This is a genomic window from Paenibacillus sp. FSL W7-1287 (assembly GCF_038004245.1).
GTDB lineage: Bacteria > Bacillota > Bacilli > Paenibacillales > Paenibacillaceae > Pristimantibacillus > Pristimantibacillus camelliae.
Genome location: NZ_JBBORD010000001.1, coordinates 2,058,306 through 2,077,131, shown reverse-complemented (window position 1 = coordinate 2,077,131; position 18,826 = coordinate 2,058,306). Strand labels below are relative to the sequence as shown.

22 protein-coding genes are annotated in these 18,826 nt (G+C 42.7%); 2 read left to right on the top strand and 20 right to left on the bottom strand.

Features of this window, described 5'->3' with window-relative positions; translation table 11 throughout:
• Nucleotides 1–2 precede the first annotated feature (2 nt).
• On the top strand, nucleotides 3–872 hold the full coding sequence (locus NSQ99_RS09450) for a YitT family protein (RefSeq protein WP_340836306.1): 870 nt from the start codon (nucleotides 3–5) through the stop codon (nucleotides 870–872).
• Here NSQ99_RS09450 and NSQ99_RS09445 read toward each other — a convergent pair.
• From NSQ99_RS09445 to hisC, 15 genes are all read right to left on the bottom strand, one after another.
• A complete protein-coding gene (locus tag NSQ99_RS09445; protein ID WP_340836305.1) occupies nucleotides 869–1,735 on the bottom strand; it encodes a sporulation protein YpjB in 867 nt (288 codons plus the stop codon). The two genes, NSQ99_RS09450 and NSQ99_RS09445, sit on opposite strands and share 4 nt — an antisense overlap.
• A 42-nt stretch (nucleotides 1,736–1,777) precedes the next feature.
• Nucleotides 1,778–2,419: a DUF1405 domain-containing protein gene (locus NSQ99_RS09440; protein WP_340836303.1), complete on the bottom strand. Its 642-nt coding sequence runs from the start codon at nucleotides 2,417–2,419 to the stop codon at nucleotides 1,778–1,780.
• A gap of 57 nt (nucleotides 2,420–2,476) precedes the next feature.
• A complete protein-coding gene (locus tag NSQ99_RS09435) occupies nucleotides 2,477–3,346 on the bottom strand; it encodes a c-type cytochrome (protein ID WP_340836302.1) in 870 nt (289 codons plus the stop codon).
• Between the two features lie 19 nt (nucleotides 3,347–3,365).
• Nucleotides 3,366–4,037 (bottom strand): menaquinol-cytochrome c reductase cytochrome b subunit, encoded by a 672-nt coding sequence (gene qcrB / locus NSQ99_RS09430; RefSeq protein WP_251666573.1) that lies wholly within the window; start codon nucleotides 4,035–4,037, stop codon nucleotides 3,366–3,368.
• Between the two features lie 15 nt (nucleotides 4,038–4,052).
• A complete protein-coding gene (locus NSQ99_RS09425) occupies nucleotides 4,053–4,583 on the bottom strand; it encodes a Rieske 2Fe-2S domain-containing protein (protein ID WP_251666574.1) in 531 nt (176 codons plus the stop codon).
• A gap of 249 nt (nucleotides 4,584–4,832) precedes the next feature.
• Nucleotides 4,833–5,246 (bottom strand): DUF2487 family protein, encoded by a 414-nt coding sequence (locus tag NSQ99_RS09420; RefSeq protein WP_251666575.1) that lies wholly within the window; start codon nucleotides 5,244–5,246, stop codon nucleotides 4,833–4,835.
• Between the two features lie 134 nt (nucleotides 5,247–5,380).
• Entirely contained in the window at nucleotides 5,381–5,557 is a 177-nt protein-coding gene (locus tag NSQ99_RS09415; RefSeq protein WP_285855646.1) for an IDEAL domain-containing protein, read from the bottom strand.
• A gap of 32 nt (nucleotides 5,558–5,589) precedes the next feature.
• Nucleotides 5,590–6,096, bottom strand: coding sequence for a gamma carbonic anhydrase family protein (locus tag NSQ99_RS09410; protein ID WP_251666576.1), 507 nt, complete (start codon nucleotides 6,094–6,096; stop codon nucleotides 5,590–5,592).
• A 70-nt stretch (nucleotides 6,097–6,166) separates the two neighbouring features.
• Entirely contained in the window at nucleotides 6,167–7,333 is a 1,167-nt protein-coding gene (locus tag NSQ99_RS09405; RefSeq protein WP_340836301.1) for a hypothetical protein, read from the bottom strand.
• Nucleotides 7,334–7,726: 393 nt separating this feature from the next.
• Nucleotides 7,727–8,845 (bottom strand): SEC-C domain-containing protein, encoded by a 1,119-nt coding sequence (locus NSQ99_RS09400; protein ID WP_251666578.1) that lies wholly within the window; start codon nucleotides 8,843–8,845, stop codon nucleotides 7,727–7,729.
• A gap of 125 nt (nucleotides 8,846–8,970) precedes the next feature.
• A complete protein-coding gene (locus NSQ99_RS09395; RefSeq protein ID WP_251666579.1) occupies nucleotides 8,971–9,567 on the bottom strand; it encodes a histidine phosphatase family protein in 597 nt (198 codons plus the stop codon).
• Between the two features lie 18 nt (nucleotides 9,568–9,585).
• Nucleotides 9,586–10,197: an anti-sigma factor family protein gene (locus NSQ99_RS09390; RefSeq protein WP_340836300.1), complete on the bottom strand. Its 612-nt coding sequence runs from the start codon at nucleotides 10,195–10,197 to the stop codon at nucleotides 9,586–9,588.
• Nucleotides 10,194–10,790, bottom strand: a complete 597-nt coding sequence (locus NSQ99_RS09385; RefSeq protein WP_251666581.1) for an RNA polymerase sigma factor — start codon at nucleotides 10,788–10,790, stop codon at nucleotides 10,194–10,196. The genes NSQ99_RS09390 and NSQ99_RS09385 overlap by 4 nt, the downstream gene beginning before the upstream one ends.
• A gap of 415 nt (nucleotides 10,791–11,205) precedes the next feature.
• On the bottom strand, nucleotides 11,206–12,297 hold the full coding sequence (locus NSQ99_RS09380) for a prephenate dehydrogenase (protein WP_251666582.1): 1,092 nt from the start codon (nucleotides 12,295–12,297) through the stop codon (nucleotides 11,206–11,208).
• Nucleotides 12,298–12,300: 3 nt separating this feature from the next.
• Nucleotides 12,301–13,398 carry a histidinol-phosphate transaminase gene (gene hisC / locus NSQ99_RS09375; protein ID WP_340836299.1) on the bottom strand — a complete coding sequence of 366 codons (1,098 nt, stop codon included), beginning with the start codon at nucleotides 13,396–13,398 and terminating at the stop codon, nucleotides 12,301–12,303.
• Between the two features lie 325 nt (nucleotides 13,399–13,723).
• Between hisC and NSQ99_RS09370 the strand changes: the two genes are divergently transcribed.
• Nucleotides 13,724–14,122 (top strand): DUF6843 domain-containing protein, encoded by a 399-nt coding sequence (locus NSQ99_RS09370; RefSeq protein ID WP_340836298.1) that lies wholly within the window; start codon nucleotides 13,724–13,726, stop codon nucleotides 14,120–14,122.
• 194 nt (nucleotides 14,123–14,316) lie between these two features.
• Here NSQ99_RS09370 and trpA read toward each other — a convergent pair whose 3' ends face one another.
• The 5 genes from trpA to trpD are packed head-to-tail and all read right to left on the bottom strand — an operon-like array spanning nucleotide 14,317 to nucleotide 18,823.
• Nucleotides 14,317–15,123: a tryptophan synthase subunit alpha gene (gene trpA, locus NSQ99_RS09365; RefSeq protein WP_251666585.1), complete on the bottom strand. Its 807-nt coding sequence runs from the start codon at nucleotides 15,121–15,123 to the stop codon at nucleotides 14,317–14,319.
• Nucleotides 15,120–16,316 carry a tryptophan synthase subunit beta gene (gene trpB / locus NSQ99_RS09360; protein ID WP_251666586.1) on the bottom strand — a complete coding sequence of 399 codons (1,197 nt, stop codon included), beginning with the start codon at nucleotides 16,314–16,316 and terminating at the stop codon, nucleotides 15,120–15,122. Before trpB ends, trpA begins: the two co-directional genes overlap by 4 nt.
• Nucleotides 16,313–16,996: a phosphoribosylanthranilate isomerase gene (locus NSQ99_RS09355; protein WP_340836296.1), complete on the bottom strand. Its 684-nt coding sequence runs from the start codon at nucleotides 16,994–16,996 to the stop codon at nucleotides 16,313–16,315. Before NSQ99_RS09355 ends, trpB begins: the two co-directional genes overlap by 4 nt.
• Nucleotides 16,993–17,790 (bottom strand): indole-3-glycerol phosphate synthase TrpC, encoded by a 798-nt coding sequence (trpC, locus tag NSQ99_RS09350; protein ID WP_340836294.1) that lies wholly within the window; start codon nucleotides 17,788–17,790, stop codon nucleotides 16,993–16,995. Before trpC ends, NSQ99_RS09355 begins: the two co-directional genes overlap by 4 nt.
• Nucleotides 17,780–18,823 carry an anthranilate phosphoribosyltransferase gene (gene trpD / locus NSQ99_RS09345; RefSeq protein WP_340836293.1) on the bottom strand — a complete coding sequence of 348 codons (1,044 nt, stop codon included), beginning with the start codon at nucleotides 18,821–18,823 and terminating at the stop codon, nucleotides 17,780–17,782. Before trpD ends, trpC begins: the two co-directional genes overlap by 11 nt.
• Nucleotides 18,824–18,826 lie beyond the last annotated feature (3 nt).

Below are 18,826 nucleotides of genomic sequence, written 5' to 3'. Positions count from 1 at the left end.
TCATGAACATTAAATGGGTTTCCGTTTTGAAGCAAATCCTCCCGATTACGATCGGTGCCGCACTGTATGCATTTGGATTGCAATGCTTTGTTATACCAAATCAACTCATGGAGGGCGGTGTTACTGGGATTGCTGTGCTGCTCAATTACGTTTTTCAGTTCCCGATGTCTGTTACAACACTTGTCATTAACATTCCGTTGTTTCTGATCGGTTGGAAAATACTCGGCAGCAAAAAGATGATTTATACAATTTATGGTTCTGTGGCCCTCTCAGGATTTTTGGCTATCTTTGAAGCTTACTCGCAGCTTACTAGCATCATTTCGTTCGAAAATGGCTATGATCCTATGCTCATCGTCTTATATGCTGGTGTAACGCTAGGCGCCGGCTTAGGTATCGTTTTTCGTTTTGGAGGGACTACTGGCGGAATAGATATCATCGCTCGCATATTGTCTCGCTGGAAGGGCTTCAGCATGGGACAAATTATATTAGTCTTTGACGCCATCATTATTGGCATCTCCATTTTTTATATTTCCTTAGATAAAATTCTCTACACATTAGTCATGGTGTTTATCGCTTCTAAAATGATCGATTTTATACAAAACGGCGCTTATTCAGCCAAAGCGTTTTCCATAATCACGGAGAATGGTGAGCGTATTGCAGAACGAGTAACGCAAGAAATGGATCGAGGAGTAACCATTCTACCTGCGAAAGGGGCTTACTCTGGTTCAACAAAAAAGGTCGTATACTGCGTAGTCGCTCGCTCTGAAACTCATCGTCTCAAGCAGCTCGTACGAAATATCGACCCTAAAGCATTTATTGTTATTCATGAAGTTCAGGATGTTCTTGGTGAAGGATTTAAAGAAGAGGATTAAATTCTCCAGTTTTTAACACCAAATGGCTCTTGCTTGTACTTTCGATAGCCAGCAAACGCAAGGAATGCTGAGATGATTGCACCAATGAATAACGCAAAGCTTGTTGCATTAGCATTGGCTGGAGCGGTTACTGCTGGAACAGTAATCGTTTCCTCAGCCATAGCGAAGAGCGCGTGAACAGTAAGCTCCATTCCATCAAGTAAGGTAACTAAGCTTTTATGCTGAGATTGATTCCATCCATCCTTATGTGAGGATATAAAATGCTGTAGCATATCAGAGCGCTTTAACAGCTGAGACATAACCTTCTCATCCCCGACCATGTAAGCGGCCATTTCCATTCTTTCAATACGCTCCATCAGCTTTTCTACATATATATTCGTTAGCTCTACTTTATTTTCCCGTTTGGATTGACTTACTCTGCGAATGGATTGAATATCATCTAATAATAATGCCTCATATTGAAGCCACGGACCTTGCTCAGCCTGCATGAGAGAATCGACGGCCAAGCGCAGTCGATTAATCGGCTCTCGCCAAACAATGCCAGACTCCTTATTAACAAGTGCCTTTTCCACGGTTAACACATCTTCTCTCATCATCGTCCATGCATTAACTGTACCTTGCTGTAGAAGCTCTGGCTCATTCAACTGGTGCTTTAAGCTCTGAACGAGCCTGTACACCTCTTGTTTATGTGAAGCATTGCCTTGCTCATATAGCTCGGCAATTGTTTGTTCCAGCTTAATTAAGCGAGTGTTGCCTTTGTTATGCTCATCGCCCTTCGCTTCAACTTTACCGAATACAGTTGCCATCAAAGCTAACAGACATATTACACTTATACATGCCATAATACCAATACGAAATTTCATAGCCGTCCCTCCCAGTATCATACTATGGGAAGGAAGGACAAGTTATGCCTGTTTTCTAAACAATTTCCAGCTAATTAACCCAACAATAAGACTGCATATGGAAAGTAAATAGGTTAGGATCATGACGGTATCAACATGCGAATGAAGCGTTGACGGCAGCCATGGATAGATGCCGAACGTATAATCCATTGTATCATTCAACAGAAGCCATGCTGTTGCCGCCACAAAGCTCGCTAAGCTAAGCTTCATAAATCGGGCATATAGCATCACCTCTACAGCCATCGCTATATGCGAGGTCATCAGCATATAGCTTTGCCAGTTAAGAGGGTCGCCTTGCGCTGCACCTGCAATAATAACAGCTGTCGCCCATATCCCATATTTGAAGGAGCATACGACTGCTAATGCGTTAATAAACCGCACTATACTGCTGACGATTACATTTGTGCCCTTTGGTGGAAACAGTAGAAATAATACCGAGATGGAGAAAAATAAGCTCGCAGTTGGTGAATCCGGTACGAAAGGCAGCATCCAGCTTTCCTTCTGCTCGATTGTCCAGATTAGCTGGTTTTCATACCATATGTACCCATAAATCGTTCCTGCAAAATTTACGATAAAGAGCAGCCACAGGAAGCTGCGATTAAGCAGCAAAGCTGGACTGAGTAACAATGAAAATGATAATTTCATAAATGTATCCCTTCTTTGAAAAAAGACCCCGCCGCTAATGCGACAAGGTCTTTACAATTAAGACTGTGTTTGCTTTGCTAGCCATTCAGCTAACTGATTAATTTCATCGGTTGAGAGTGTACCCTCAAACGCTGGCATGCTGCCATTGTTTTTACCGTGAATAATAATATCAGCAATTTCTTCGGAAGTCATACGATTTCCGATGCCTAGAAGTGAAGGACCACCTGCGCCGTTAAGGTCTGCAGCATGACAACCGATACACTGTGCCTCAACTACAGACGCGAAGATAGGATCCTCAGGCTCGATAATCGCTGGTGCTTCTGCCGTTTTCAGGAAGCTTGGACGCTCTTCTCCGCGTTCTAATGCTTCACGAACCTTATCAGCACGCTCATGGTGCTCAGGTACGATACCCTTTTCTTCAAGCTGGTACTGGTAATGATCCCAGGATACAACCGTTAGATAAACTACTGCTGCAATGGAAAGAAACATTAAGGAAGATGCGATTGGACGGCGATAGAAACGACGCTCTTTACCTGTATCAAGGAAAGGAGCTAGCATTAATGCGCCGAACATGATCCCCGGAATACCCAATGTACCAAGCAGTATGTAATCTTGCGAAACGTACGGATATTTCAAGAACTGATACAGAAACAAGAAATACCAGTCTGGCATCGGAATAAAGGATGCGTTCGTTGGATCAGCTGGGTAGCCAAGTGGTGCAGCTTCTGCCATAACCCACACAAGAAAACCAACTAATACAACACAGCCTACCATCCACTCTTTTAGAAGAAAGTTTGGTATGAAGGCTTCCGATTTACCAGGGAAAGAAGTATAGTCTGGCGGTGTGCTGTCTCTGCGACCAGATTTTTTCACACGAGAATCGCCAACGTATACAATTTTTTCGTCTGATTTATGACCGTGTGCCATCTTTACTGCCTCCCTTCTATTATAGTGGACCAGAAATACCTTGTCTTCTAATCATAATAAAGTGCGCCGCAAGCATTGCAATGAGTGCTCCCGGTAAGAAGAAGACGTGAATTGCGAAGAATCTCGTCAGCGTCTGCGCACCTACTATGTCTCCACCATATAAGAAGGATGCAATATATTCACCGATATATGGAACAGATGCCGCAATCTCTACCCCTACTTTTGTTGCATAGTAAGCTTTGTTGTCCCAAGGCAACAGATAGCCTGTAAAGCCAAGTCCCAACATAATAAAGAAGATAAGCATCCCTACTACCCAGTTCATCTCACGAGGCGCTTTATAAGAACCTGTGAAGAAGACGCGTAGTGTATGTAAGAACATCATAACAATAACTAAACTCGCACCGAAGTGATGCATCCCGCGAACAATTTTACCAAACGGTATTTGATGCTGCAGGTAATCCACACTTGCATAAGCGTGAATAATGTCTGGAACGTAATACATCGTTAAGAACATTCCAGATAAAATTTGAATAACTGTAATAAAGAACGTCAAGCCACCAAAGCAATAAACAAATGCTGAGAAATGATGTGCTGGGTTAACATGCTCCGGCACCTCATGGTCCGCAACATCTCTCCAAAGCGGCGTAATATCGAGACGTTCATCAATCCAGTTGTAAACCTTTTTAAACATCTAATTTACGCCCTCCTATGCTCGAGTGTTGGCAATAATGCCGCCAAGATACACAAAGCCATCTTGAATTTCAACAACGTATTCATCTAATGGCAAGTTTGCAACGGTAATGTTTTTACCGTCTCTGGAATAACGGGCATCGTGACATGGGCAATCATATTCATTTCTGCCGTGTGTGTTCCAGAATACTGTGCATCCTAAATGCTTACAAACTGGGGAAAGTGCAAAGATTGCTCCAGATGCATCTCTAGAGATCCAAGCTACCTTTTCCGTTTCACTTTTGTACCAACCATCAACCTGGCGAACCTTGAATTTTACTTCTTGCGGCTCAGCCGTAACTTTACTTTCTTCAATAACCTTTACTAGCGTGCTTTCGCCACCTTTTGCTAGCAATGGATCTACTGCAAAGCGAACCATCGGCAACACCGTGCCGCCTACCATAAAAGCTGTTGTTCCGCCAAGTGTATAGGATAAAAATTGACGACGGGACATCTCTTTTCGTTGGACCGGCTGGTGCTTCGAATCCTGATGTTCATGGTTACTCATTTTCTGTTCTAACCCCCTTTGCCAACCAATTCTGCCGTTTTGCGTAAAAGCAAAACCATATGACGAACTAGGACATAAATATAATAGCCCAGCTACCAAATACCGTCAAGAATTTGGCAGGACATATGTAACAATTAGGCAATGTCGTTCAACAATTTGTTATCATTTTGTCACAATTGACACAGAATTGCAAATGTTTCACCCTTTTTTCGCCCATTTGATGCGATTACTTTATAAAATATAGCAATATTATGAATGCCACAGTTCACGTATTTTTCTACTTATTTCCACATCACTTGGCAAATTACCATCCTCAGTCGGTGCGATCCATAGATCTGCTTCATTTATTTGAAACATGATATCGCTTTTAGACGTAATAAGGATGATATACTTGTAGCCCTGACTTTTTAAGTTAGCGCAGCACCTCGCTATTGCTTGCTGGCTCCCCTCGTTACCGTATACATAATGGTAAGCAGGGTAGGTTACGATTCTACCTCGGTACGGTATCTCAACCAGATCCATCACATCACGTAGCTGCTCTAAGTAATTTGTAGCCTCTGATGGCGTTTCTGTTCCATCAAGCCCGGTAATTGGCAAGAGACATGTATCAACATACGGCTTTAGTTCATCCCACTGTTCAGCTTCAATCTCGCTAAACTTCACATAGATCTCCTCCTTCTTGTATGTCTAGTCTACATCTTACATAACAAAGCCGCCAAATGCTATAGGTCCGGCACCGGCGGCAAGCTTATCTCTTAGAATTCCAGTTCACACAGGAAGCTATACTCTGCCCTAACCTATGAAGATTCCAGCTGCTGAAGTTTTTTGGTTAGCTCATAGAACTGCTCCTCATTGCCTGTTGCAAGAGACTCATCAATCGCCTGCTGAAGCTTATCTCGCTGGTAGCTGCGCAACGATTCATCAAGAATCAGCTCTGCAGTTAAACCAAGCATTGCTTCATATTGAATATTCATCTTATCGATACGAAACACCTCCACTTGCGGTGCTAATTATTCCTATACTCGTATCCTTTGAATACATAGCTTTCCATTGTTCTTTTCATTCGTTCAAGGTCAGCATCATTAAGCTCACGAACAACCTTAGCTGGTGTTCCTAGCGATAAGGTATAGGCCGGAATTTTACTATTTTCCGTAACAACAGCACCCGCTCCTATTAAAGCATATTCACCTATTTCCGCTCCGTTCAGGATTATAGCGCCCATTCCTACTAGGCTGCCTTGTCCAATGGTGCAGCCGTGAATAATCGCACTGTGTCCAACAGAGACTTCATCCTTTACGATTAGCGGCTGATCTGTGTTGACATGCCCAACGACGCCATCCTGAATGTTACAGCGATTCCCAATCTGAATCGGTGCAAGATCTCCTCTTAACACAGCATTGAACCATACGGTGCTTTCATCGCCAACCGTTACATTGCCTACAATTTTTGCTCCTTCCGCAACATATACACATTGTCCTAGTCTTGGACGAAAAGATTGATATGTAATTAGCATTAGACCAGCTCCCCGTTAAATGTAGTGAAATTTTAACAATGGAGCTATGTATTGTCAATGTGTACTAACGTTATGGATAAAGCTCAGATAGCAATCGCTTTGCAACTGGTGTGGCTTGCAGCAATCGACCAGACTCCACGTCATCACTCACCTGAAGTAATCCAAAGTGCTGCATAGGCTTTACTAATCGTTTATGTAAAATCTGTGAAGCTGAATCAAAATAGTATGGCTTGATGAACGGCAGCAATACCCGCTCAATGGATTCGAGCGTGCACCAGCTGCTTGATAACATCGTTATCCAGTACATCAGTGCTCGAATATTCGGAATTGGCGTCCGATACCGTTTCATCCAATGGATGACAACCGTTTTAAGCTCTGAAGCTTCAATCTGATTCGGTATCATCGTTGCATTAACTACGATCCGATCTTCCTGAAGCAAGATCCATCGTTTACTCCATAAATAGTCATAAATAAGTGTCATACGATCTGGGAGCTCCCCAAATCCTTTACCGTAGCCAAATTTCCATGCCCCCTTGCTCGGGAGCTCTTCTTTAATTGAACTCGCTTCATTAAGCTGCAGCACTGCTCTACGATGCAGCACACCGTCCAGTGCAGCATTGGGATTGTTCTTCGTTATATATTCAATCATCATACTCATATCAAGCAGCAGCTTTCCGCTTTCATCCTCATAGTTAGCCGGTGCTTCTACATAGCTGGCTTCCTTCTGTAGTCTTCCGAGCAAATGCTGCCTGAATCTAAGCTTAAAATCTGCCGGTACATGAAACATGTAGCGCTCATGCCCACGATATCCATTAAACAGCCAGCCTTTACTTTTGAAGCGTGCAATCATCTCTCTTGGTGCGGCCACCTCAGTCGCTTCTACTGTTTTCTTTCTTTTTTTCACTTGCTTCCTAGTTGTTGCTGATTGAGCAACTGCTTCCTTACGATGTAATGCGTTTGTAGGCTGCATATCAAATCGACATTGCTGAAGTAGCGCTATTAAATCCTCTAAGCTATATGCTTTCAAATTTTCGAACAACAAAAAATTCAAAAATCTAAGCTCTTCCAGTCGCAGTCGATCGATACTTTGATTAATAACCTCCTTTTGATGAGCATTTGCTAAAATTGCTTGTATGAGCTCATGCTTTGAATGACCGTTGCATTCGCAGCCATATTGCTCTGCGATTGAGGATAGCTGCGAAATGTCCGCGTAGCTAAGCATATCTGATAAATTCATCGATGATCCTCTCCTGCCTATTTGTTATCCTGCTTCAATGTGTATGTATTTGTAGTATTGGTAATTTTTAAGGTTTCATACTATTTTCCACAATTTTTCATCCCGTTCAATGCATAAAAACATCAAACTTCTTAGCTCTCAATAAGCAAATTCATTCCTCTTTGTTTTGCAGCATGTCATTACCTTATCCACTCAGGTCGCATTTAAAACAAAAAGGGAACAAACAGATGTGCTTCGCGGAGCTGTTCCCCACATTTATCACATCGTTTGTTCCCTTAACCTTTAATAACTTTTATCTGATAATAGCTAGTATGATCACCTTGATAGCTTGTCCATTTGCTAGCCTAGATTACATAACGCAAAAAACGTATGATGAATAATTCTAGTCATTATCTACGCGTTCATGCAGCATTTTTTATATTTTTTCCCACTACCACAATAGCATAAATCATTGCGTCCAAGATTAGCTTTATTTACTTTTGCATCTTGTTCAGCTGGCTCCGTCGTACCATGCGTAAGTTCATTGGCACTGTGCCCTTTTAAGCACCATTGCGGTGTATTGTTATACATAATAATTAAACGAGGAAGCAGCATATTCAACGCATCCTCAGTAAGCTTCATTTCACGATTCATATAATCGACCAAATCCTGAAGCTGCAGCCCTGCTCGAATTCCAAACTCGGATTGATCTGCTACAAGGTTCGCCTCGAATTTAGGCAGTTGAAAGTTTTTCATGAGCATGTCAACAAGCATCTGGTGTGCTTGTGTACGCAGTACAAATTGTTCCTCACCAGCCTGCTGTAATTGAAGTGCAGTAAACATCGCGTGCGGCACGTCCTCACGCTTGCTCTGCTCTTTAATAATCAATGTTGGATCTGGAATAGCGTTATGATAAACATAGCTATCATTGACTCCAATATCGCTACGATAGTGGCGATAGTTTACGATGATATGCATATAGGGTGCTTGAAGCTGCTCAAACATAGGGTATCGATCACTTAGTTCCTTTACCTGCTCATGCGTGAGCGCACCGTAATAGTACATCATGCCTTTGATCGTCTTTAGGAATATCGAATTTCTCTCGATGATTTTACGATCTAGCTTCGTTAAAACCTCTTTTACTACTGGAATAAGCTCAACAGGCATCGCCATTGCTTCCCGTCCGGCAACGGTGTGCTTAAACATTAAGCCAAGCTCTTGCCAGTATTGCGTCATCTGTTCAGTCCAATCCTCCGTAACAGCAACGATACCGTTTTTAGACGCGGCGTATTCCAGCAAAGTGATGCGTTCATCATCCATCACATATAAAAGAGACATTAACTCCGTTTTATAAACGATTGGCAATTGCTCAATTAACGCTTCTAGCAACTGCTCCCGATTTAGCTTACTTACATTTTTTACAGATGCATTTCTACGAATAATCGTTAGCGCATCCTTAGATAGATTGCTCAATGCATCGCGAATCAACAATTCGTCCTGCATCACACGAACCTGTTCCAAACTTACAGACATTGTAAATCCTCATTTCATCATGATTGTCCAAACATTAGGCATAACATTAATCATATCTTATTTCTCTATATGCCGCAACTTCATTCATGACAAGCAATTGCTTACTGCTATCGCAAAGCTCAAGCCTAAACACATGTATCAAGCTCTAGATGCTTGGTACAATTGTGCAGCATCAGCTGCCAAGACTCACTATCACGCTTCAAGATAGAGTAAGACAAATTGTTGATTCGTTTATCCTCTATAGTCGGAAAAAGCTCTAGTAATAGCTCTGCAATAAAGCTGCCATGTGTGACACATAGGATGTTCTGTTCCGGGTAACTAGCATATAGCTCATTCAGCAGCGTCAAGCCTCTCGATCTCATTGCCTCATCAGTTTCAGCTCCTAGATCAAGCTCCTTCCAGCCTTCTCCCCAGCGCTCAACACGCTCCTCTAGCGTTGTACCTTCGATTTGACCGAAGTAACGCTCTCTTAATCGTGAATCGGGGGAGAGCATTGGAATTTGCAGAGCTTCTGCAATATGCTGTCCTGTAGCCATTGCTCGCTGTAAATCGCTCGTTATTAGATAGTCCCAATGCTGGTCCTCACGTTCTCCTTGCAGCCTCTGTGCAAGCAGCTTCGCTTGCTTAATCCCGTTCTCGTTTAATGGGATATCGGTTTGTCCTTGAATTCGCTTGACAGCATTCCAGCTCGTTTCACCATGACGAATCAATCCTATCTGCATGCTCCATCCACCTTCCAATTATTGTCTAGTTCTCGTAAACCAGCCCATCACCAGCAGCGTCATAACGATACCGACGAATGATAATGCCACGTAGTATTGAGGGAACGTTGGTACAACCTGTAATACAATAGGATCGCTTATACTTGCTACTGGAATGGATCCTGTATAAATTGAAGTGTAAACACCTTCGTTTGCAGATGCATTAGCTACGTCTACGATTCCAGAAACCTTGGCTGTAGGCATCGCAGTTGTATTCTTATAGTAGTCAAAAATAAATAAAAATAATGCAATTGAAAACATAGCGAGGCAGCTGGCAATTGCAATCGCAGCATTCCGGCGAAAGCTTTTGGTAAACTGATACCGCTTGCTTGTAATTGGCATGTACCATGCTTCTTCCTCATATATTCGCTTCATCACATTTTCACTAATATTCGCCGAGCTATGTAATGCACTGTTGCCAAGCAAGGATTCCTTTTCATCCAGGACAGGAAATGCAATTGGTTCTAAATCCAAATTAGCAGCGCAATGCTCACAGTCGAACAAATGCGCTTCAATTTCAATTCGCAGTGGATTTTCTTCATCTAGCTGCCAGTACGTGTGTAGAAGCTCATCTACTTGCTTACAATTCATTTCCGATTCATCCTTTCTAAGTCATGACTGCCAGTGTCTTGAACAATATAAGGCTCTAGCTGACCCTTGATACTCGCTCTTGCTCTAAACAGCAATGACTTCACTGAGCTGACTGTCTGTCCTAATATATTCGCAATTTCCTGATAGTCTAATTGTTCGTATTCTCGTAATATAATGGCCGCACGCTGCTTTTCAGGCAATTGATCAATAGCTTTTCTAACTAAATGCATTCGTTCAGTTAGCAGCAGCTGTTGCTCAGGCGTTGCTTCAGTAGATACGATAGGTTCGATATTAACTTCTTCAATCGATACCGTAGCTGCTTTCTGTTTTCTAAGCTCACTTAGCACTGTATTTTTAGCAATCGTATAAAGCCATGTTGAGAAGGTAGCATCGAGCTCACGAAACGTATGTAAGCTTTTATAAGCCTTATAAAACGTTTCCGATGTTAAGTCTTCTGCTATAGATTCAAGCTTGGCGCTTTTCAACATATGATAAATAAATGATAATATTCTTCGCTGGTAGCGATTCATCAGCTCGGTGTAGAGCTCGACATTGCCATCCTTGATTTCACGTATAAGCTGGGAATCAGTCATAACAGGCGAACCTCCTCCACCTGCAATTTCACCCAAGGATGTATATATTCATATACTTCACAAAGGTATAAAAGTTGCGTTTTCGATACTGCTATCGTAATGAACCTATAAAAAGTAATCGTTATAACCAATATAAAGGCAATAAAAAAGTAACACTCCTCTTTAGAATAACATATCTCTGAAAAAAGAGGCAAAAAAAAGACCACTCAATGAGTGGTCCGTGTTCATCTTGAACACAAATGTTATTGGATAGGAGTGGAGAGAAACCATACTGTACTTTTATTATATGTATACGCTTCCACTTTGTCAATAAGCGCTTTCATTTTAAATAAATTTAATTTTTCATATGAAAAAGAGATAGAAAAGGGAGCAGACCAGTTATAGCCCCTCCCTTTTAACGTACTACATTAAAAATTTATAATTCTACGTGATAGCCTTTGCTTTGAAGTAGCTTGATTGCGTCATCCAGCTGTTCCTGTGTACGAAAGCTAAGTCTCAAGACACCAGGAATTTGCTCACGACTTTCAATAATCTGGATATTGCTAATATTGATATTTTCCTTACCGAGCTCTGAAGCAATCGAACCAACTATACCCGGATGGTCAGGAATATCTACAAAGCAATCAAATACGGAATGGATAATTCCTTTTCGTCTCTCTGGCATTCTTGAACGGAACTGCCCAGCTGAAGCGAAGGCGTCCACGATTGCCGGTCCATCACTTTGCTCAAGCATCGTGCGAAAATGTGACATCTGCTGCTGCCAGTCGTCAAGCAGCTGAAGCAGCACTTCCTTGTTGTCCAATAATATATCACGCCAAAGTGGTGGATCGCCCGAAGCAATTCTTGTAATATCACGGAAACCACCCGCTGCTAGAAGCTCGTATAGTCCATTGCTATCATTATAGCTTCTCACCTGATTAACTAGTCCAACAGCAATGATATGAGGCAAGTGACTGATCGCTCCAACGATCGTGTCATGTGCTGCTGCATCTACCTTTACAATATGCGCTCTTGTATAGGAAAGGAGCTGCTCTAGCTCCTCTATAGCATGCGGAGGCGTATCCTGCTCTGCAGTTAGTACATAAAAGGCATTCTCCAACAATCTGCTCGAGGCAGCCTCGACACCGGAACGCTCTGAGCCTGCCATTGGATGTCCACCAATAAATATAACATTTTGGGCTGCTAACGCCTTCGCCGAATTCATCACCGAGAGCTTTGTACTGCCCACATCAGTAATGATACAGCCTTCCTTTAGTGGAATCGTGCTCAGCTTTTGAATATAATCATCCATCATTCCGACAGGTACGCATAGAAATATAAAATCAGCATCACTCGCTGCTTCCTCAACAGACGTTGTTGCATAATCAACAACGCCGCGCTCAACATACTTCTTCGCTGATGCTTCTCGATTAGAATATCCGCATAGCAGCAAATCCTGTTGTCCTTTAAGAGAAAGTGCGATGGAGCCACCGATAAGACCGACACCGAAAATCGCTACTTTTTTCATCGTTTAATGTAGCACCGCCAATTCTGTTAACACTTCCTCCAGCTCTCGCACGAATTTAATATTTTCCTGCTCTGTTCCAACAGACACACGTATCCATGTAGGGTAATGCTTCCAGCCTGCACGAATAATAATGCCCTTACGAAGCAATAAATCGAAAATTTGCTTTGAAGGTGTACGTACATCTACCAATATAAAATTACCATGACCTTTAAAATATTGCAGACCTAGACGATCAAAAGCTGAATGCAAATAGTCCAGTCCAGCCGAATTTGCAGCAACGCTGCGCGCTAAAAACTCATCGTCAAGCAGCGACGCTTTCGCTGCCACTTGTGCCAGTCTACCTGTATTGAATGGCTCACGCACTTGGTTAATGGTTCTGATTACGCTTGCTTCACCAATTCCATAGCCAATACGATTAGCAGCCAGACCGTACACTTTGGAGAATGTGCGTAGAATTACGACATTAGAAAATCGCGGAAGTAATGATACGCCATCAGTGAAATTATCCGCCGTAACATATTCACAATACGCTTCATCGAGAACGACGAGTACATGCTTCGGCATTTTCTCTAAAAATTGAACGAGCTGCTCATGCTCTACGACCGTACCTGTAGGATTGTTAGGATTACAAATCCAAACGACCTTCGTTCGATCCGTTACAGCAGCAAGCATGGCATCTAAATCATGTCTGCCATCCTTTAAAGGCACCTCTACAATTTTTGCATTCTCAATCTCACAATTATGCTTATATTGTGAGAAGGTTTCATTCGCCATTACCGTCTCGTCCTCAGCTGTTAAGTACGCTCGGCATATCATAAGTATAATATCACTGGAGCCTGTTCCGAAAATGATTTGATTTTCTTGAACTCCGAGCCTTTTTGCCAATACAGCAGTAAGCTCGACGCTTGCTCCATCCGGATAAATATTTAATTGGTCTATTTCATCAAGCATAGCTTCTCTAGCCTTCGGAGAGTAGCCAATTGGATTTTCATTCGAAGCTAATTTGATCACTTCATCTAATCCAAGCTCACGTTTTACATCCTCAATCGGTTTGCCCGGTTGATATACCGGTAAGTGCATAATGTTAACTTTAGGCTGCATGAGCCATTCACCTCTTCGTCATAATTACTTTAAAGCGTTAATTAGCGACTGCTTTTAACTATTTTCTCATAACTGACCCTGCATTTAAAGTAAATCTTTAAAACAAGCGTTTCGACACTACGAATATGCTGTAGTTTCTATTCTCTTGGGGTCTAGTAACCAATAACCACTATACTACCAACAAACCTCTCTTTTCCTGCTGCCAGCATAGTTCCAATATATACAGGTGCTCACGATCCATGGACGCAGTTATACTGAAAGTAAACGAAAATAATTTTTCTTACAAACTAAGCATTATATTGGAATAGAGAGGAAGAACCTTGCCTTGAAAAGATATATATTTGCAGCTCTATTTTTCATGGTGGCTGCTGTCGTTTTTCTATTCGCTACAATCAATAAAAATCCACTGCATATTTACTTAGTACCTGAACATTTTACTGGTGAAGTAGTAGTTACCTTTAATCAAACAGATTCCCAGCTCCTTGCAAAAGAAAAAAATTCATTTGTTTACTCCATACCTGATTCAGGCAAGTTAAGTACCTCATCTGCCCTAGAAAGTGGGCCAGTGGAAGTTTACTTTGTTGACAGTCAGGGTCAACGTATAAAAGTAGATCAAGAAATCCTTCACGGCGTAGCTTCTACACATGGTGGCGACCGAGAAACGATCTCAAAATTTTTTATCGGTACAAGGGAGCAATACGAAGCTTATGTTAACCAACAATAGCTTCACACATATGACCACATGATCCCCAATAAAGATTCTTAGAAATGAATACTAAAAAAACAGGATGGAAAAATGACCGCATTTTTCCATCCTGTTTTTTCATTAATGGAGCTTGTTAGCACCATTTTATATTACAATCTATCATTTCAAATCGCATTCAACGATTTCATTACGATAAATAATTGCATGAATAATTATCCCTTTAACGCTGCCACGAATTGCTTAATATTGTTAAGCCCCTCTTCTCTTGTTGCAGCATTTTGCAAAAGTGGCACATTGTTCTCGATCGTACGAACGATGGCGCTGCCGACGATGACACCGTCACATTTTTGCTCAAATCTAGCAACCTGCTCGCGGGAGGATATACCAAAGCCAATTGCAATCGGTACATCACTGGAGCGTCTTACAAGATCTAGAAACTCATCGACTTCCGTATGGAAATCAGAACGTTCACCCGTTACACCAAGCGACGATACGCAGTATACGAAGCCTCTAGCCTGCTTCGTAATGCGCACAACTCGCTCTTTGGAGGTTGGAGCAACAAGCGGAATAAGGTGAATATTATACTGCTCAGCAAGTCTGCGTAGCTCTTGATCCTCTTCGATAGGCAGGTCTGGTACAATTAATCCGCTAATATGATTTTGAACGACTAGCTCAAAAAAAGCCTCCATTCCAAACTGATAGATTGGATTGTAGTACGTAAACAGAATGAGCGGAATCGTTACACCTGCTTCACGCAGTCTACCGCCGAGCTTAATGCAATCAGTAAGGGTTACTGAATACTTCAATGCACGCTCAGACGCTCGTTGAATAACAGGTCCATCCGCAAGCGGATCGGAATATGGCACGCCTAGCTCAACCATATCTGCGCCTGCCGCTTCTAACGTCTTAACAATATCCACCGTATCATCAAGCGTTGGATCACCGCAAGAAATAAAAGGTATCAATGCATTCTTCTGCTCAGCTTTAAGCTCAGCAAATTTCTGATCAATTAAATTCATGATTCGTTCCCTCCAAGGTATCCCATGATCGCTTCAACATCCTTGTCTCCTCGTCCAGATAGGCTGACAACAACAACCTGATCCTTATTAAGCGTTGGAGCAAGCTTAATCGTCTGAGCAATCGCATGGGCTGATTCCAATGCAGGGATAATTCCTTCGGTACGGGACAGCTCCTGCAGCGCATCCAATGCTTCTTGGTCTGTAATCGGCACATATTGCGCTCGACCTGCATCCTTTAAGTAGGAGTGCTCAGGACCAATTCCAGGATAATCCAAACCAGCTGAGATGGAGTGTGCTGGAAGCACTTGACCGTGTTCGTCCTGTAGCACATAGCTCATCGAGCCCTGGAATACACCGTGGCGGCCTTTCGTCATCGTAGCCGCATGCTCTTCTGTATCAACACCACGTCCTGCTGCTTCAACACCTAACAGCTTAACGCCTTCATCTTCTATGAATGGATAGAACATCCCGATTGCGTTACTTCCGCCGCCAACAGCTGCAACGACATAGTCTGGCAGTTTACCTTCATATTTCATTATTTGCTCACGAGACTCGTCTCCAATAATGCGCTGGAAATCACGAACCATCATTGGATAAGGATGTGGCCCAGTTGCCGAGCCAAGAATATAGTACGTGTCCGTTACGTTACTTACCCAGTAGCGAAGCGTCTCGTTGCAGGCATCCTTCAGGGTACGTGTTCCGCTCGTTACAGGCACGACCTCAGAGCCTAACAGATTCATGCGGAAAACGTTCAGCTGCTGACGCTTCATATCCTCTTCACCCATAAACACTTTACATTCCAAGCCTAGCAGCGCAGCAATGGTAGCCGAGGCAACCCCATGCTGACCCGCCCCTGTTTCCGCTATAACCTTTGTTTTGCCCATACGCTTTGCGAGTACCCCTTGTCCAATCGTATTATTGATTTTGTGAGCACCTGTATGGTTAAGATCTTCGCGTTTTAAGTATATTTTAGCGCCGCCAAGCTTCTCACTTAAATTTTTTGCGTAATACAGTGAGGTTGGGCGACCGGAATATCTATATAGCAAATCTAGCACTTCTGCTTTGAATTCTGGGTCCTTGCTGTAGTGAAGATACGCTTCCTCCAGCTCAAGCAATGCGTTCATTAATGTTTCAGGTACGTATCTTCCACCGAATGGCCCGAAACGACCATTGGAATCTGGATATTGTGTCATGCGTCTATCACCTTTCTAACAAACTCTTTTATTTTAGCGATATCTTTTTTACCATCTGTTTCTACTCCGCTCGATACATCAATGCCATCCACATCGTAATGCTGGAGCAGCTCAGTAACATTACCAGCATGTAGCCCGCCAGCAATGAGTAGCGGCTTGTTAAAATAGTTCGCTGCTTGTTGATAAGCATTAATCGCTTCCCAGTTGAATGTTTTTCCTGTTCCTCCGCCTGGGGCATCAATTAATATGCGTTCGACATACGGCATAAATGGTTCTAGCTCAGCAATTAGCTGAGAAAGCTCTATCTTCTGCACATCTGCAGCAATAGATATAACTTTCCATAGCACTTGCCCCTTAAGCCTTGCATGCAGCGCTGCATAGTAATCAAGCGACTCTGTGCCGTGAAGCTGAATAATATCAAGCTCTACCGTATGCAGTAGCTCAGTCATATCTTCAAGTGGCATGTTTACGAAAACACCCGCTGCCCGTGGCGGCTTTCCATCTCTGCAGACAAGCTGCTTAATAGAAGTAGTGAGTTCTATCCCCTCTTCTACCGAAACCTGTCTCTTACTTGGAGCAAAGACCAGTCCAATTTCAGTAATATCAAGTCCGTCCATCGCAGCTATCGTGGACGTATCTCGCAGCCCACAAATTTTGATATGCGGAGTGATACTACTCATTGCTCCACCTTACCCATTAACGTTTCTATTGCCGCACCAACATCACCTTGACGCATAAAATGCTCACCGATCAATAATCCTTCTGCACCAACAGATCTTACATATTCATAATCCTCATTGCTCAAAATACCACTCTCACTAATTTTGATTACGTTAGAAGGAATAATTTCTATCAATTTAGCTGTCGTTTCAAGGTTGGTCTCGAACGTATGAAGGTTGCGATTGTTAATGCCGATCAATGTCGCTTTATTCATCTGCAGTACACGTTGAAGCTCTTTCTCATCATGCACCTCAACTAGCACATCCATTCCTAGCTGCTTAGCAAGATCGTAGTAATCACTTAATTGTTGATCTGATAATATGGCTACGATTAACAAGATACAATCTGCACCGATCAATCGTGCCTCATAAATTTGCAATGGATCAATAATAAAGTCCTTGCGCAATAGTGGTAAGTTAACTTCGCTGCGAATATCAGTTAAAAATTGATTTTTGCCCTGAAAGTACTGCTCATCTGTTAAAACAGAGATGCAGTCTGCTCCTGCTGCCTCATAGCCTTTCGCTAACGCTACAGGATGAAAATCCTCTCTAATGAGACCTTTAGATGGTGAAGCCTTTTTCACTTCAGCAATTAATCCTAACGCTCTATGACGATTACCTGCACGGAGAGCTTTCTCGAAGCCTCGACAAGCCGGCAGCTCTGCAATCTTCTTCTCTGCCTCAGCAATCGTTAATTGCCCAGCCAATTGTTCAACCTCTTGTTTTTTCGTTTCAACGATTCGATTAAGAAACATGCGTCAATTCACCTGTCTTCTCAATTAATTGGTTTAATTTTAGTGCTGCTTTACCTGAATAAATAATGTCAGCAGCAATGGCAACACCTTCACGATGACTATCTGCAAGACCACCAAGATAAATGCAAGCTCCTGCGTTAGCCAGTACTATCTCACGATACCCGTCTTTTCGTTTACCGTCAAATATTTCACGAATGATTTGAGCATTATATGTCGATTCTCCACCTAATATCTGCTCCAGTGGATACCGTGTTAACCCTAGCTCCTCAGGTGTAATATAATAGGTAGAGACACGACCGTCCTTAAGCTCTGAAACCTTTGTAGCCGCAGAAATACTAATTTCATCAAGTCCATCATCACTGCTGACAACAAGAGCTCTTGTAATACCAAGCTCACCAAGCACTTCAGCAATAACCTCTGTTTTACTAGCATCATATAAGCCAAGCAATTGACGATCGGCATTCGCTGGGTTCGTAAGCGGACCAAGCATATTAAAAATCGTGCGTGTCCCGATTTCCTTTCTCGGAGCAGCCGAATATTTCATAGATGGATGATAGAGCTGAGCAAACATAAAGCAAATGCCGACTTCGTCTAAACAATCCTTTGCTTGCTGAGGTGTAATGTTAATATTGACGCCAAGCGCTTCTAGCACATCTGCGCTTCCAGACTTTCCAGACATCGCACGATTTCCGTGCTTCGCTACATGAATGCCTGCCGCAGATGCGATGAATGAAGAAGCCGTCGATATATTGAACTTGCTGATGCCGGAGCCGCCCGTTCCGCACGTGTCCAGCAGACCCGATCTACTGCTGTTCACACGATTGGAAAAGCTTCTCATTACTTCTGCAAGACCAGTGATTTCGTCCTTCGTTTCACCCTTCATACGAAGTGCAATCACCGCTGCGCCGATCTGAGCACCTGTCGCTTCCCCACTCATAATTTGACGCATCACACCACGCGCTTCTTCACGCGTAAGGTTATCCCCATTAACAAGCTTTTGAATTGCTGCCTGCATCGTTAATTGCTCACTCATCTC